Annotated in this window: 13 protein-coding genes; 9 read left to right on the plus strand and 4 right to left on the minus strand. The window is 73.8% G+C overall.

The genetic code is table 11. From position 1 onward, the window contains the following. The first annotated feature begins 22 nt into the window (after positions 1–22). Positions 23–1024, plus strand: a complete 1002-nt coding sequence (locus HTZ77_RS23220; RefSeq protein WP_175591743.1) for a hypothetical protein — start codon at positions 23–25, stop codon at positions 1022–1024. 508 nt (positions 1025–1532) lie between these two features. Here HTZ77_RS23220 and HTZ77_RS23225 read toward each other — a convergent pair. The 3 genes from HTZ77_RS23225 to HTZ77_RS23235 form a co-directional block, all read right to left on the minus strand. After that, positions 1533–2723, minus strand: coding sequence for a phospholipase D-like domain-containing protein (locus HTZ77_RS23225; protein ID WP_175591744.1), 1191 nt, complete (start codon positions 2721–2723; stop codon positions 1533–1535). Between the two features lie 505 nt (positions 2724–3228). Further along, a complete protein-coding gene (locus tag HTZ77_RS23230; RefSeq protein WP_175591745.1) occupies positions 3229–3480 on the minus strand; it encodes an ABC transporter ATP-binding protein in 252 nt (83 codons plus the stop codon). Positions 3481–3644: 164 nt separating this feature from the next. Further along, a complete protein-coding gene (locus tag HTZ77_RS23235; protein ID WP_328808718.1) occupies positions 3645–4406 on the minus strand; it encodes a protein phosphatase 2C domain-containing protein in 762 nt (253 codons plus the stop codon). A 73-nt stretch (positions 4407–4479) separates the two neighbouring features. On the opposite strand from HTZ77_RS23235, the gene HTZ77_RS23240 reads away from it, so the two are divergent. Then, positions 4480–6168 (plus strand): FGGY-family carbohydrate kinase, encoded by a 1689-nt coding sequence (locus tag HTZ77_RS23240; protein ID WP_328808719.1) that lies wholly within the window; start codon positions 4480–4482, stop codon positions 6166–6168. 69 nt (positions 6169–6237) lie between these two features. Here HTZ77_RS23240 and HTZ77_RS23245 read toward each other — a convergent pair whose 3' ends face one another. Next, a complete protein-coding gene (locus HTZ77_RS23245) occupies positions 6238–7422 on the minus strand; it encodes an ROK family transcriptional regulator (RefSeq protein WP_175591747.1) in 1185 nt (394 codons plus the stop codon). A 124-nt stretch (positions 7423–7546) separates the two neighbouring features. On the opposite strand from HTZ77_RS23245, the gene HTZ77_RS23250 reads away from it, so the two are divergent. The 7 genes from HTZ77_RS23250 to HTZ77_RS23280 all read left to right on the plus strand — a co-directional run bounded on the left by HTZ77_RS23250 (position 7547) and on the right by HTZ77_RS23280 (position 15210). After that, positions 7547–8761 carry a sugar ABC transporter substrate-binding protein gene (locus HTZ77_RS23250; protein ID WP_175591748.1) on the plus strand — a complete coding sequence of 405 codons (1215 nt, stop codon included), beginning with the start codon at positions 7547–7549 and terminating at the stop codon, positions 8759–8761. A 1-nt stretch (position 8762) separates the two neighbouring features. Then, a complete protein-coding gene (locus HTZ77_RS23255) occupies positions 8763–9728 on the plus strand; it encodes a carbohydrate ABC transporter permease (RefSeq protein WP_175591749.1) in 966 nt (321 codons plus the stop codon). Then, positions 9725–10558 carry a carbohydrate ABC transporter permease gene (locus HTZ77_RS47585; protein ID WP_175591750.1) on the plus strand — a complete coding sequence of 278 codons (834 nt, stop codon included), beginning with the start codon at positions 9725–9727 and terminating at the stop codon, positions 10556–10558. Before HTZ77_RS23255 ends, HTZ77_RS47585 begins: the two co-directional genes overlap by 4 nt. Before the next feature lie 19 nt (positions 10559–10577). Continuing rightward, the gene (locus HTZ77_RS23265) at positions 10578–12518 is read left to right on the plus strand and encodes a beta-galactosidase (RefSeq protein WP_175591751.1); all 1941 of its coding nucleotides are present in this window, start codon (positions 10578–10580) and stop codon (positions 12516–12518) included. A gap of 89 nt (positions 12519–12607) precedes the next feature. Beyond that, positions 12608–13663: an FAD-dependent oxidoreductase gene (locus HTZ77_RS23270; RefSeq protein ID WP_175591752.1), complete on the plus strand. Its 1056-nt coding sequence runs from the start codon at positions 12608–12610 to the stop codon at positions 13661–13663. A 187-nt stretch (positions 13664–13850) separates the two neighbouring features. Next, the gene (locus HTZ77_RS23275) at positions 13851–14087 is read left to right on the plus strand and encodes a hypothetical protein (protein ID WP_175591753.1); all 237 of its coding nucleotides are present in this window, start codon (positions 13851–13853) and stop codon (positions 14085–14087) included. 91 nt (positions 14088–14178) lie between these two features. Beyond that, complete coding sequence (locus HTZ77_RS23280) at positions 14179–15210, plus strand: coiled-coil domain-containing protein (RefSeq protein WP_175591754.1); 1032 nt, start codon at positions 14179–14181, stop codon at positions 15208–15210. Positions 15211–15333: the final 123 nt, after the last annotated feature.

Genomic DNA, 15333 nt, shown 5'->3' on the forward strand with positions numbered 1-15333 from the left:
GGGCGGCTCCGCGGCGGCTGCCGTGGGCCCGCTGGCGGCGCCGCTGTTCGCCCGCGCCGCGATGCGCGACGACCGCAGCCCGAGGAGCGGCCCTGCCTGGACGAGCGGTCTAGCCGGGACGCACGGGCCGGTGGACGGCGCCCACCGGGACGGCGCCCACCGGGACGGCGCCTACCGAAACGGCGACGACTCGACTGGCGTCGATCGGGACGGCGCTCACCGGGACGGCGACGACCGGACTGGCGTCGATCGGGACGGCGACGACCGGACTGGCGTCGATCGGGACGGCGCGGCGGTGACGGGCGACAGGCGGGGCCGCGGCGACGCCGCCGAGCCGAGGGCCTTGGTCGACGTCCATGCATCGGTCGGAAGTCCGGCCCGTAAGCGGGATTCCGGCGACGAGGCCGGAGCCCGGCGCACGACGAGCGGCGGAGAGCCGATCGTCGACATCGCCGGGGTACGGGTGGGCGCCGCCCCTCAGGACGACGACGGGGGTGACAGCCGCAGAGGCGGCGGCCTGGCCGTGTGCGCCGACCTGCCGGTGGCCCTGGTGCACATCGGCTCCTGCGGACCGCCTCCCGGGCCGGTCTGCGTGGACGTGCCGCCCGTGGTGAGCGTCGAGATCGGCTCCTGCGGCCGCATCCGCGCCGCGCCCGCTCCGACGGCCACCCCGTCGCCCACCGCCACGCCCTCGTCCGCCCCGACCCGCACCCCGGCACCCCGGGTGACGCCGACGCGACGCCCCGCGCCCACGCGGAGTCCTGCCCCGACGCCCAGCTCGGCGCCGGTCCGCACGCCGGCACGCCACACCGTGCGCGCCGCTGCACCGGAGCCGTCCGCGACCACCTCACCGAAGGCGGAGCCGACGCCGGAGCCCACGCCCGCCCGGGTGGCCGCCCATGTGCCACGCAAGCTCGCCGCCCCGGCCCGCAAGCGCCACAGCCCGCTCGGGTCGGTGCTCGTCATGGTGGTGGTGACGACTCTCATCGCCTCCACGACAGCCGTCGCCTTCTCGGCCCGCTGACCGTATCCGGCCTCGGGGCGACGGGGTGGGGTGCGTTGCGCCGTCCTGAGGGCTCTGAACGCCGAGACAGGGGGCGGCCGCGCCGTCCCGTGAGGACTCACGACGGCCGGGGCGGGGTGCGTTGCACCGTCCCCGGGGGCTCTGGACGCCGGGGCCGGGGACGACGCGCCGTCCCGAGATGTCTCAGGACGGCCGGGGCGGGGTGCGTTGCACCGTCCTAAGTCCCGAGATGACTCAGGACGGCGGGGCGGGTTGCGTTGCGCCGTCCTAAGGGGACGTGGGAGCGGGGGCGGTGCGCCGTCCCGCGGGGACTCAGGACAGCGGGGCCGGGTGCGGCTGCGCCGCCCGTGGGGACTCACGACGGCGGGGCGGGAGGCGTTGTGCCGTCCTGCGGGGACGGTGGGACCGGGGGCGGTGCGCCGTCCCGAGGAGGCTCAGGACGGCGGGGCCAGGGGCGGTCGCGCTGTCCTGACGGGGCTCAGGATGGCGGGCCGGTCTCGACCGGGGCTCAGGACGCGGTCGGAGCCACCGTCCGCATACGCTCGAAATTCGCCACGTACTGCTGATAGATGGTCCTGTCGTTGAGCCGCAGCAGCGTCTCGTCGTTGCGGCGCAGCGACGTCTCGATGTAGTTGTGGCTGCCGGTGAAAACCCAGTGGGCGTCACGGTCGCCGTCGTAGGAGCCCTCGACGAGCAGGTACTTGGAGTGGACGCGGCCGGGCAGCGCGCCGCCGTCGCCGAGCGTGCGCAGCTCGATGCGCGGTTCGGCCAGCAGGAGCCGCTTGACCTCGTCCTCCATGATCCCGTAGACGATCCGCACGGTGCAGCCGCGGGCGGCCAGGTCGCGCAGGCGCTCAGGGATCGCGATGCGGTAGGTGTCCCACTCGGACATGCCGACGCGGATCGTCGTGCCGCCCTGGCAGGAGACCTTGTCGAGGTGTTCGACGACGGGGTCGGTGGTGGCGTCCGTGCCCGCCCGGGGGAAGAAGTGGGCGCGTACGGAGCCGCCCGGCCCGCCGGTCGTGGTGACGCGGTAGTAGTCGAGGTTCTTGCGCTCGACCGCCAGGTCGGCGAAGTAGCCGGTGTAGGCCGCGTACAGGCGCTTGTTGCCGGGCAGGACGACCGCGTTGTTCCAGTACGTCGTGGAGTTGAGGTCGGTCAGGTTGGCCGACGACTGCACCACCACGTCGGAGGCGGCTCCGGTGCGGGAGAACAGGTAGAACTTGTTGTGCTGGCCCTTGTTGCCGATGCACGCGGCGGTGCCGCCGGAGGGCGGGCCGGCGCAGACGTGCGCCCACGAGCCGGCCGAGGTGTCGGTGCCCAGCTCGGCCGTGAGCTGCCGGGCCACGGCGGCGCCGCGGGTGTCGCCGTCCAGGATGACCTGCACGCCGACGCCGCGCCGATGGGCCTTGACCAGTTCGCCGGCGAACTCCGTGCCCGCCGTGCCGGACATGACGAAGTGGGCGACCTGGATGCGCGCTCCCGCGGGCGTCTGCTTGACGAGCCCGCAGAGCCTGGTCACGATGGCGGCCCCGTCGCCGGCCGCCGGATCGTTGAACACCGCGCCGGTGGTCACGGGGGTTGCCGGCGCGTCCGCGCAGCTGGTCGCGGCGCTCGCGGCGGCGGTGCCGGTCCCCGCTGACGCGGCCGCGGCCAGGACGGCTCCGGCTGCCAGCACGGACAGGATCTTGCCTTGCATGGATCATTCCTTCACGCGGCGGCCGTGTCGCCCGCCGTCGTCATCGCGGTCGGGACGGCTCCGGGGAAGTGACCGGCGATCGGGTGACCCGTGCCCCGGTCGATCAGCGCCGGTTCCTCGTCCCGGCACCGATCTTGGGCCCGCCGGCGGCGCGTACGGGAACGGCAGCCTGAAGGAGGGGACAACGGTGAGGGAACATCGCAGGTCAGCACGATCTCGCCGCGCTGGCGTCGCGCCGGTCGTCCAGGCTCGGGCGGCCGACATCAGGGCCCGGCGTGCGCCGACATCAGGGGCCAGGGTGCGCCCACATCAGGGCCTGCGTGCGCCCACATCAGGGCGTGCGTGTACAGGGGCGAGGGGGCGCCGTAGACCTCGTCCCTGTGCCGGTCTCGACGACCTTGGCGAGGTGAATCACCGCGATGCGGTCGCAGATGTGCCCGACGACGCCCAGGTCGTCGTGCGAGATGAACGGGTGGGCCACGCCCGGGTCGTGCGAGACGGTCAGTTAGGCCACGCCCAGGTCGCGATGCAGCTCCTGGAGGAGGTCGAGGATCTGTGGCCGCGCCGACACGTCCAGCGCGGACGCCGCCCCGTCGCAGACGGTCAGCCGGGGCCACACGGCGAGCGCGTGGGGGATGCTGATGCGCTGACGCTGTGCGCCGGAGAACCGGTGCGGGTAGCGGCCGGTGTGCTCGGGACGCCGCCCGGCCCGGCTCAGCAGGGCGCGCGCCTCCTCGTCCCAGCGTTCGCGCGGCACCAGCCCAAGACGGATCGATCCCCCACGCGTCCCTGATCAGGGCGGCGACGGTCATCCTCGAATCGAGCGCGCGCAGGGGGCCTGGAAGAGGAGCTGGATGTCCTGGCGGAGTCAGCGCGCGCGCCGTCGGCGGGGTTCCGGGCATCCGGCGGCTGTGGTCGTCGTCAGGTGACGGGGATGGGCAGGACCCAGGCGGCGGTGGCGTCGTCGTGGACCTTGGCCGGTCGCGGCGGTCCGTAGGTGAGCTCGGCCTCGCGGACGTCGGCGAGCAGGCTCGCCGGGCCGCGCTCGGTCAGGGTGTCGAGCACCTGCTCCCACGAGCGGCCGTACCACTCGACCAGCCTCGTCACGCCGTCCGTGAACATGCCGATCCCCGTCACGTCGGCCACCGGCACGGAGCCGGTCAGGGCCTCGGCGGCGGCGTGCGGCGCGGTGGAGGCCACCCAGAACCCGTCCGGCTGGTTGCGCAGTGACCGGATCAGCTCCAGGCGATAGGGGTGTCCGCCCGGCAGGTGATTTAGACGGTCGTCGGCGACGACGGTGACGGTGCCGTCCCGATGCCGGATGGCGATGGGGGAGTCGCACAGCACGAGGTAGTCGACGTGGTCGCCGGTGCGCCGGACGATGGCGATGGTGGCCGAGGGCGAGTCGGGGTTGACGAGGTCGCAGCCGTCGCCGTGCGCGCGCATGGTCGCGTGGATGGCTTCGCTGAGGACCCGGGTCAGCGGCCACGGCTCCTCGATGCGTTCGGCGACGGCCATGGCGAGGGTACGGACCAGCCAGCGCACGTCGTGGACGCACCCGGAGTCGACGTCCCGCGGCGCCGTCGCCCCGTCGAGAACCGCGATCCAGGCCGGCCCGGTGACCAGGTAGTCCTCGTTGGCACCGCCGGGTGCGGCGGTCGTGGCGTGGTTGACGTGCAGCACCGGCTCTCCCTCGTCGCTCGTACGACGTCTCTGGTCATGGGTACGTACAGCCTGACATGGAGTCAGATCACGCGTGTCCACGGTGCCAGGGCGAGCCGGGCCCCTGCTCGCGGCGGGTTGGGCGGTGCCGGTCGTGGTGGGGGCGGGGGAGCGGGCCGCGCACCGGTACGCGGGGGCGCTGTCGCGTAGGCTCCCGGCCATGCGCACGCTGGCCGGGGTGGACGTCGGGACGACGCACGTCAAGGTGGGGTTCCACGACGAGAACGGCCGGTGCGTAGCCGAGGTGCGCCGGCCGACCCCGCGCGAGCTGCCCGCCCTGGTCGCGGCGGTGCGTGCGGGGCTGGCGGGGTGCGCGGCCCGGACCGGGCGCCGGCCCGACGCGATCGGCGTCACCGGCATGGCCGAGACCGGCGTGCCGCTCGACGCCGAGGGCCGCCCGCTGACCCCGTTCCTGTGGTGGACCGACCCCCGGGGCGCCGAGGAGGCCGCCGAGCTGGCCCGCGACGCGGTGACGCTGTTCGGGGTCACCGGGCACCGTGCCACCGCCAAGACGCCGCTGGCCAGGTGGCTGTGGCTGCGCCGCCACGAGCGCGCCGTCCTGGACCGGATGCGCTGGTGGGCGGGTGCGCCCGACGCCGTGGCCCACGCTCTGACGGGCGCGCTGCGCACCCACGAGACGCTGGCCGCCCGCACGCTCGCCTACGACCTGGCCGGGCACACGTACGAGCCGGACCTGCTCGCGCTCGCCGGGCTCACCCCCGAGGTGCTGCCGCCGGTGGCGGGGGCGGTGGAGCCGGTCGGCCGCGCGGTGGCCGGCCTCGACGGCGTGACCCCCGGGACGCCCGTGGTGATCGCCGGACACGACCACATGGTGGGGTGCTGGGCCGCCGGCGTCCGCCGCCCCGGCGACGCCGGCGACTCGCTGGGCACGGCGGAGGCCGTCATGGTCCCCGCCACCGCGCCCCCTGACCCCCGGACGGGCCTGGGCCTCGGCATCACGGCCGACCCGTCCCTCGACGGGCGGCACGTCGTGCTCGTGGGTGGCCTGTCCAGCAGTGGCGCGCTGTTCGACTGGCTGCTCGACCTCCTCGCCCCCGCCCCCGGCTCCGGGTCCGGGGCCGGTTCCGGGTCCGGGTCCGGCTCCGGGGACAGGTACGCCGTGCTGCCCCGGTTGCTGGAGGGCGTGCGGCTGCCCACGGGGATCGTCGTCGAGCCGTACCTGCGCGGGCGGGCCGCCCCGGCGCCCGACCCGCGGCGGCGCCTGACGTTGGAGGGGCTGGACGCCGCGCACGGCGCGGGTGACCTGCTGGCCGCAGCCGTCGAGGGCACCTGCCTGCACACGCGCTGGACGCTCGCCGAGCTCACCGCCGAGACCGGGACGGCGGCGGAGCGGCTCGTGGTGTTCGGCGGGCAGGTCAGGATCCCGCTGTGGATGCGGGTCAAGGCCGCGGTGTCCGTGCCGCCCGTGGAGGTGGTGCGGGCGGGCGACGCGGTGTGCGCGGGGGCCGCGCTCGTCGCCGGGCAGGCCGGCGGGTCCCTCGACGACGTGCCGGTCCTGCCCCGCGAGCCCGAGCCGCGCGATCCGGCCCTCGCCGCCGCCTACGACACCGTGTACGAACGCTTCCTCGCCGCGGCGAGCACGACGGGCACGCCAGGCACGCCAGGCACGCCAGGCATGACGGGCACGCCAGGCACGCCAGGCACGCCAGGCATGACGGGCACGCCAGGCACGCCAGGCACGACGGGCACGCCAGGCGGGTAGCGCACGACGCCCCGGGCAGCGCGGAGCGAGCCGGCCCGTACGACCAGGCCAGACGGAGCCCCGGAACGGTCACGCGGTCGCCTGCGCCCCCGCCGCCTGCGCTCCCCGCAGGAACTCCTCCACGACCAGTGTCGCCGCGCCCATCGCCACCGCGTCCGCCCCGAGCCCGCCCAGCACGATGGGCACGGGCGGGAAGGACGCCATGGTGTTGACGGCCGTGGCGGCCCGGATGGGCTCCAGCAGGCCCTCGCCCAGCATGAGCCCCGCCCACCCGCCGATGACGATGCGCTCCGGGTCGAACAGGTGCACCAGGTTCGACAGGCCGAGCCCGATGAGCTCCGCCGTACCGGCGAGGACGGGTGAGCCCGCCTCCAGCAGCCGGGCCAGCGCCGGCCGCTGGTCGGCGGAGTCGGCCGCGATCCCGGCGCGGTCGAGGATGCCCTCGGCCCCCACGTACGCCTCGAAGCAGTCGCGACCGCCGCACCGGCACGGCCGCCCGCCAGCGGCGATCTTGAGGTGGCCGAGCTCGCCGGCGGCCCTGGCCGATCCGCGGTAGATCGCGCCGTCGGCGACGACCGTGCAGCCCACGCCCGAGCCGATGAAGACGATGATGGCGTCGCTGACGCCCCGGCACGAGCCGAACCACAGCTCCGCCTGGCCCATCGTCTTGGCCCCGTTGTCCACGAACAGCGGCAGCGACGTGCCCGCGCGCACGAGCGCGCCGAAGGGCACCGCGTTCCAGCCGAACGTGGTGGCGTGCACGAGCGCGTCGGGCCCCGCCTCCACGATGCCGGGCACGCCGACCCCCACCCCGAGCACCCGCTCGGCGGGCACCCCACTGTCGGCCAGGACCGTGTCGACGCCCTCCAGGAGGTGCCGGACGACCAGCTCGGGGTCGTGCCGGGCCGAGTGGAGGGCGTAGGAGGCGCCGGCCCGCTCGGTCATGCCGAGGTCGAACAGCTCCACCCTGACCTGCGTCTCGCCCACGTCCACGCCGATCGCGTAGCCGTGGTCGGGGTTGACCCGCAGCAGCACGCGGGGCCGGCCGCCGTCGGAGTCGACCTGCCCGGCCTCCACGACGACGTCCTCGTCGAGCAGGTCGGCCGTCAGCGTGCTGACGGTCCCGGCGCTCAGGCCGGTGGCGGCGCACAGGTCGTGGCGGCTGGCGGGGCCGCCGAAGTACAGCGCCCGCAGCAGCATCGCCCGATGACCGCGCCGGAGGTCGCGTACTGTCCTGCGCTCGGTCCTGCTCATGATCACTCCTGTGGTGGCTCGCACGCCGGTGAAATCCGCGTTACTGAAGTGTTCCGTACGATTGCTGACTTTTTTTAAGGCTTAGATTATGGTCTGGGTCACCCCCCGCTGACGAGGAGATGAGATGAGCCGAACGATCGCGGGAGTCACGGTCACGGCGGCCCTGCTCGCGGGTCTCACCGCGTGCGGAGGCGGCGGCACGGACGCCGCCGAGGGCAGGACGCTCACCTACTGGACGTATCAGGACCGCACCCCCCAGGCCGGCCAGGTCCTGGAGAAGATCCGCAAGGACTTCGAGAAGGCCAACCCCGGCGTGTCCGTCAAGATCGTCAAGATTCCGAAGGACGACTTCAACACCAAGCTCGGCAGCGCCGTCGCGGCGAAGACCGCCCCCGACGCCAGCGTGCTCGACCAGCCGCTCGTGTCCAAGTACGCGCTCGACGGCACGATCAAGGAGGTGCCCGCCGGGCTGTTCCCCGACGGCACCTACTTCAAGGGCGCGCTCGACACCAACCTCGGCTCCGACGGCAAGTACTACGGCCTGCCCGTCGACCAGACCGGCGTGGCCCTGTTCTACAACAAGAAGCTCGTCCCGACCCCGCCCAAGACGTGGGACGAGCTCAAGCAGGTCGCCGACCAGGTCCACCGGGCGCACCAGGACGTCGCCGGCATGGTCGTGCCCAAGGGCGACGGGTACGGCGCCTGGATGTTCCCCGGCGTGGTGGCCGGCGCGGGCGGCGAGATGGCCGACGTGCCCGGCAAGAAGATCCTGTTCGACCAGCCGCCCGCCGTGGAGGCCCTGCACCTGTGGGCCGACCTCCTCCCGTCCTCGCCCCGCAAGATCACCGACTCGGACAAGCCCTTCGAGAACGGCCTGGCGGCCATGCAGATCTCCGGGCCGTGGGACGTCCCCACGATCCGCGAGCAGTTCCCCGACCTCGACTTCAGCGTCGCGCCCCTGCCGTACAAGACCGCGCCGGCGGGCAACATCGGCGGCGAGAACTCCGTCGTCTACTCCACCACCAAGAACGCCGACCTGGCCTGGAAGTGGCTGCTGTTCCTGGGCGACGAAGACAACAACGGCGCCGTCGCCGACGCCGCGGGCGGCTTCCCCGTCAACACCAAGGCCACCCCCGTGGGCACGGGCCCGGAGAACGAGGCGTTCCTCGCCCAGCTCAAGGTCGCGCACGCCCGCCCCGCCGTGCCGCAGTGGATCCAGATCAACGACGAGATCATCGCACCCGCCATCGAGACCGCGCTCAGCGGCAAGGCCACCCCGCGGCAGGCGCTGACCGACGCCGCGGCGAAGACGCGCACCCTGCTCGGCTGGAACGGCTGACATGGCCTCTCCGGCACTCGCCGAGACCCCCACCGCGGCGCCCGGACCCCGGCGGCGACCCCGCCGCCCGGACGCCCGGCGGCGGGACCACCTCATCGGCTGGCTCCTCGTCGCCCCCGCGGTGGCGTACTTCCTGGTCTTCCTGCTCCATCCCGCGCTGTCGGCCCTGTACTACAGCTTCACGGACTGGGACCTGCGCACCCCCGCCCGCTGGGTCGGCCTGGCCAACTACACCGACCTGCTGTTCGACGACGTCAAGTACCCCCACTTCTGGACCTCGGTGCGGGTCACCCTCCAGTACACGCTGATCGCCGTCCCGCTGACGCTGGTCGCCGCGCTCGTGCAGGCGCTGCTGGTCAACGCCGTGCGCAGGGGGTCGAACGTGTTCCGGCTGCTGCTGTTCCTGCCCGTGGTCACCGCCGAGGCGGCGGTCGGCGCGATCTGGCGCTGGCTCTACGACCCCAGGTACGGGCTGATCAACAGCGTCCTGGAGCTGTTCGGCGTCCCCGGGCAGAACTGGCTGAACACCCCCGAGCTGGTCGTCCCGGCCCTCGCGTTCGTGTCGGCCTGGCAGTGCGGCATCTCGATGATCATCTACCTGGCGGGGCTGAAGGGCATCCCCACGGCGATCATCGAGGCGGCCACGATCGACGGGGCCGGGCCGGTCCAGCGCCTCCGCCGCGTGGTCATGCCGATGCTCCGGCCCACGACGTTCTACCTGGTGGTCACCGGGGTGATCGCGGCGCTGCAGGTGTTCGGCCTGGTCTACGTCATCTTCTCCGGGGCCGGGCGCAGCGTCACCGGCGGTCCCGAGCAGTCGGGCCTCACCTACGTGCTGCACCTGTACCTGTTCGCCTTCCGCTACGACGCCATGGGAGCGGCCTGCGCGATGTCGTTCGTCCTGCTCGTCCTCATCGTGATCGTCACCGCGCTGCAGTTCAGGTTCGTCAGGAGGGAGGCGGCGTGAGGAAGGCCTCCGTGTACCTCGCCCTGGTGCTGCTGGTCGCGGTGTCCGTGGTGCCGTTCCTGTGGATGCTGGCGACCTCGTTCAAGCACGGCCAGGACATCTACACCAAGGTCCCCAGCCTGCTGCCGCTCGACCGCAGGACCGGCGAGTGGGCGGCCACGCTGGAGAACTACGCGTACGTGCTGCAGGTCGGCGGGCTCGGCCGGGCCTTCCTCAACAGCGTGTGGGTGTGCCTGGTGCTGGTGCCGGCCAAGCTGCTCATCGACGCGCTGGCGGCCTACGCCTTCGCCCGGATCCGCTTCCCCGGCCGGGACACGCTGTTCGTCGTCCTGCTCGGCGGCATGATGGTGCCCACCATCACGCTGCTCATCCCGCGCCTGCACGTCACCCAGGCGCTCGGCATGTTCGACTCGGGATGGGGGCTGATCCTGCCCAACGTCGCCTCGGTCCTCGACATCTTCCTGCTGCGGCAGTTCTTCCTGTCGATCCCCGTCGAGCTGGAGGAGGCGGCGCTCATCGACGGTGCGGGCCGTATGCAGATCTTCTGGCGCGTCGTCCTGCCGCTGTCCACGCCCGTGCTGTCGGTCGTCACCATCACGAGCTTCCTGTTCCACTGGAACGACCTCGTCTGGCCGCTCGTCGTGCTGAACGACCCCGACCTGTACACGCTGCCGCTGGCGTTGCAGCAGCTCGTCGCCAGCCCGGACGGCGGGCGCGCCTACTACGTCATGGCGGGCGCCACGCTCGCCGTGCTCCCGGTCATCGGCGTCCTGCTGGTCTTCCAGCGGCGCATCCTGCAGGGCATCGCCTTCACGGGCCTCAAGTCCTGAACGCGTAAGGAGCGTGAGCGTGACCATCGAGGTCCACGAGGGAGTCATCGTCGTCGACGGCGAGCCGCGGGTGCTCGTCAGCGCCGACTACCCCTACTACCGGGACGACCCGGCGCGCTGGCCCGACCGGCTCAGGGCGCTGCGCGACGACCTGGGCATCGAGGTGGTGACCTGCTACATCCCGTGGCGGCACCACCAGCCCGAGGCCGACACGCCGCCCGACTTCACCGGCCACACCGCTCCGGGCCGCGACGTGGTCGGCTTCCTCGGCCTGTGCCACCGGCTGGGCCTGAAGGTCGTCGCCAAGCCCGGGCCGTTCGTCCACGCCGAGCTCACCTACGGCGGGCTTCCCGACTGGGTGTGCCCCGAGCGGAACCCGGCGATCGAGCCGGTGCTCGACGCGTCCGGCGAGCCGGCGCGGTGGGCGGACTCACCGGCGCGCGCCCCCGGCCGGCCGCTGCCCGCCCCGCTGGCCGAGCCGTTCGCCACGCTGGCGGGGGAGTGGCTGGCGGCCGTCGGCGCGAAGGTGCTCGACGCCGCCGCCCACCCGAACGGCCCGGTGATCCTCACGCAGATCGCCAACGAGGGCGTCTACACCGACGGCGCCCGCCCGCTGACCGCCTACGACTACAGCCCCTCCGCCCTGGCCCTGCACCGCGAGCGGACCGGACGGGCCGAGCCGCCCCGCACCGGCCGGGAGGACACGGCGACGCTGACCGGGTGGGGCCGCTTCCACGCCGCCTACCTCGCCGAGGTCTACCGCCGCTGGGCGGAGGCGGTGAACGGCCGGGTCCCCGTGGTCGTCAACCTCAACCCGCCGACGGTGGAGGCGCTGGACGACTGGCTGGCCCGCGTGTGCCCGCCCCTGTGGGGCGGCATCGCGTACGGGTTCACCAACTGGATGGGCGTCGTCTCGGCCGACCCCGACGCCTGGTTCCGCTACGTCGTCGCGGCCAAGCTCGCCCCCGGCCCCAACATGGAGGAGAACTGGGGCTTCTCCCAGCTCTACGACCGGGCCTACCAGGACGCGGCCACCAGCTTCCACCAGTCGCTGCTCGCGCTGGCGGCCGGGGCGACCGGGTTCAACGTCTACACCGGCGTGTCCACCTCCGGGTGGGCGGCGTCGCTCGACTCGGCCACCCCCTCGCCGTACCCGGACTGCGCGCCCATCGCCGCCGACGGGTCGGCGACGGCGAAGGCGCCCGCCGTGGCGGCCCTGGCCGGCTTCCTCGCCCGCCACGGGGCCGAGTTCCTCACCTGCGTCCCGGTGACCGGGGGCAGCTTCGGCCTCTACCGCCCGTACGCGGGCCTCGCCGCCTGGGACGCGGGGGACAGTGTGGTGTGCGGCCGTTCCCTGCGGGCCTTCCACGACCGCATGCGGGCCGTCGGCCACGACTACCGGATCGTCGACCTGGAGACCGGGGACCTCGCCGGCCACCCGAGGCTGACCGTCCCGGGCGGTCCGTTCCTGCACCGCCACGTGCAGCGCGCGCTGGCCGGCCACATCGCCGCCGGAGGCGTGGTCGAGGTGGACGGCGCGGTCCCGGTCCTGGACGAGGACCTGAACCCGTGCACAGTCCTCGCCGCCGCCCTGCCTCCCGGACCGCCTCCCGCGCCGGCGCCGCCACGGGCCCGCGTGGTGGCGGGGGCCGCGGACGTGTTCCTGCGGACGCACCCCGAACGGGACGTCGCCCACCTCACGGTCCTCGTCAGGGACGGCAACGAGGGCCCGGTCCGGATCGACCTCGACGGCCGCGAGCTGGAGGTCGTCGCGGCGCGGGGCGGCGCAGCGGTGATCAGGCTGGAGGCGGGCGAGCTCGACGACGCCCTCGTCAAGGGCGTCAACCGCTACCTGGGCTCGGAGGTGGCGGCGAGCGTCCGGCTCGGCGGGCGCGCGCACGCCGCGACCGCCCCGGCGGACCTCTACCGCGTAGGCGGCACGCTCCGCCGGATCTCTTAGAGGCGCGTCGGTGGCACGCTCCGCCGGATCTCCTAGAGGGGCGTGCGAGGACGGGAAGAGGCGTCGCGGGCGCGTGGTTGGAAGGAGGCGTGGAGAAGATCGACGTCGTGGTCATCGGCGCCGGGCAGGCGGGCCTGTCCAGCGCGTACTTCCTGCGCCGCTTCGGCCTGGACCCCCTGGTCCTGGACGCCGCCGAGGGGCCCGGCGGGGCGTGGCGGCACCGCTCGCCGAGCCTGACCATGGACAAGGTCCACGGCGTGTTCGACCTGCCGGGCAGCGGCCGCGACCGGGACGCCGACGGCGACCGCCCGGCCGCCGCCGTGGTGCCCGCCTACTACGCCTCCTACGAGCGCGACCTCGGCCTGGAGGTGCTCCGCCCGGTCGAGGTCTCCGCCGTCACGCGCGGCCCCGGCGAGTGGCTGACCGTCACCTCCGGCGCGGGGGAGTGGGCGGCGCGCGCCGTGGTCAACGCCACGGGCACCTGGACCCGTCCGCACTGGCCGTACTATCCGGGCGCCCGCGACTTCCGCGGCCGGCAGCTCCACTACGCCGCCTACCGCGGGCCCGAGGAGTTCCGCGGCCGGCGGGTCGTCGTGGTGGGCGGCGGCAATTCCGCCGCCCACGTCCTGTCGGAGCTGGCCGGGGTCGCGGCGGGCACGCTGTGGGTGACCCGCCGCCCGCCGGTCTTCCGCGAGGACGACTTCGGCGAGAGCGCCCGCCGGGAGGCGGTCGCCCTGGTCGAGCAGCGGGTACGCGCCGGGCTGCCGCCGCAGAGCGTCGTCGCGGTGACCGGCCTCGGCTACACCACGGTCGTCCGTGAGGCCATGGAGAAGGGCGCCCTGGAACGGCTGCCGATGTTCGCCCGGCTCACCCCCGGCGGCGTCGCGTGGGCCGACGGCACCGAGGCCGTGGCCGACGCCGTCGTCTGGGCCACCGGGTTCCGCTCGGCGCTGAGCCACCTCACGCCGCTCCACCTGCGCGAACCGGGCGGCGGGATCGCGGTGGACGGCACCCGGGTCCTGGCCGAGCCCCGCCTCCAGCTCGTCGGCTACGGCCCGTCGGCCAGCACGATCGGCGCCAACCGCGCGGGCCGCACCGCCGCCCGCAACGTGCGTGACCTCCTCGCCGCCGCCGAGGCCGCCTGAGGCCGCTTCTCCAGTCCTCAAGTGCTCCCGGTCGTCGTCCGGCATGCCGATCCCGCATGGATCGCGACTCCGGCGGGTCCGCGTCTCGACACGCCGCGTCACTGCGGGGTAACGTCCGCCAGAAGGATCTTTATCCGCCTAAAGGCACGTTTCTCGGGTTTATCCGGCCAGGAGGTGCGCCGCCATCGTGACGGAGCCAACGGACGCACCGCGCGGGCCCGCGGCGCGGCGGCGTGACCCGTTCCAGCCCGCGCTGAGCCCCGTCGCCCGGCGGGCGGTCGCGGGCGGGCTGCTGCTCGCCACCGCCGCCGCGATGGCGGCGGCCCTCGCCATCTGGAACGGCCGGCCCTTCGACGGCACCGGCGCCCGCGCCCCCGCCACCTCGCCAACCGCAGATGTCCTGATTCCCGGCGAAGCGGCGTGATCCCCTACTATCTACCCTCGGTAAGAGGGTGTTCGCCGGATCGTCACGAAATCCCCCCGGCGCGGCCCTGCGGCACGGCCGAAGGAGAAGCGTGGCGGTTGCGTCCCCCGCCCACCGGCGGCGCGGCCCGCTCAGACCTTTCCGCCTCCCCCTGGCGCTGGCCCTCACGCTGACGGGTGCCCTGGGCGGGGCCGTGATCACGGGCGCCGAGCCCAGGCCCGCGACGGCGGCGCCGAAACCCACGGTCAAACAGCTCAAGAAGGAGCTGGCCGCGCTCCAGAAGGAGTCGGACCGGCTCATCACCGACTACTACAACGGCCGCATCGCCCGCGAGAAGGCGGAGAAGGCCGAGAAGGCCGCCAAGGAACGGCTCGCCGCCGCCCAGGAGGTCCTGGACCGGGAGTCGACCGAGCTGCGCGCGATGGCCGTCGCCCAGTACATCGACGCCGTGCCCGCCGACCGGCTGCTTCTCTCCGGCGCCGGGGACCCGAACGCGCTGCTGAACAGGCTGGCCCTCGCCCGGCACCTCGCCGACCGGCAGCACGCCCGGCTGAGCGGGTTCGCCCGGGTCAGGGACGAGCACGCGCGCGCCGAGGCCGAGGCCGCCGCCCGCGCCGCGGAGCTGGCGGACCAGGTGGCCGACCTCGCCGAGCGCAAGGGCAAGGCGGTGAAGCAGATCGACAAGATCAAGGACAAGATCGACCAGCTCTACCAGGCGCCCGGCGTGCGGCGCTCGGACGGCACCTGGGTGCCCCAGCTCCCCGGGGGCGCCGACCACATCACGCCCCGGATGCGCCTGGTCAAGACCCTCGTCCAGGAACGGTTCGACGTGCCGTTCGGCATCGGCTGCTACCGCACCATCCAGGACGGCGGCGAGCACCCGCTCGGCCGGGCGTGCGACTTCATGCTGAGCCGCGGCGGCTCCATGCCCACGGCCGGCGAGGTGGCGCGCGGCAACGAGATCGCCGCCTGGGCCATCAAGAACTCCAAGCGGCTGGGCATCATGTACATCATCTACCGGCAGCGCATCTGGCACGCGCGTACCGGGACGTGGCGGACGATGTCCGACCGCGGCGGCACCACCGCCAACCACTACGACCACCCGCACATCTCGGTCTACTAGGGCCTGTACGGAGTTGAGATCAGAGGGATTGCCTGCGGTATGGCCGACGGTCCTGGTAGGCCATCGGGCATGGCGCGTGGAGACCTCACCGACGAGGAATGGTCCTTGATCGAGCCCCACTTA

The organism is Nonomuraea montanisoli, assembly GCF_013363975.1.
GTDB classification, from domain to species: domain Bacteria; phylum Actinomycetota; class Actinomycetes; order Streptosporangiales; family Streptosporangiaceae; genus Nonomuraea; species Nonomuraea montanisoli.

Bases quoted from the DNA above. Each gene is read 5' to 3' on its own strand.
- HTZ77_RS23225 (WP_175591744.1), bottom strand. From the start codon at position 2,723: ATGCAAGGCAAGATCCTGTCCGTGCTGGCAGCCGGAGCCGTCCTGGCC.
- HTZ77_RS23245 (WP_175591747.1), bottom strand. From the start codon at position 7,422: ATGAGCAGGACCGAGCGCAGGACAGTACGCGACCTCCGGCGCGGTCAT.
- HTZ77_RS23250 (WP_175591748.1), top strand. From the start codon at position 7,547: ATGAGCCGAACGATCGCGGGAGTCACGGTCACGGCGGCCCTGCTCGCG.
- HTZ77_RS23255 (WP_175591749.1), top strand. From the start codon at position 8,763: ATGGCCTCTCCGGCACTCGCCGAGACCCCCACCGCGGCGCCCGGACCC.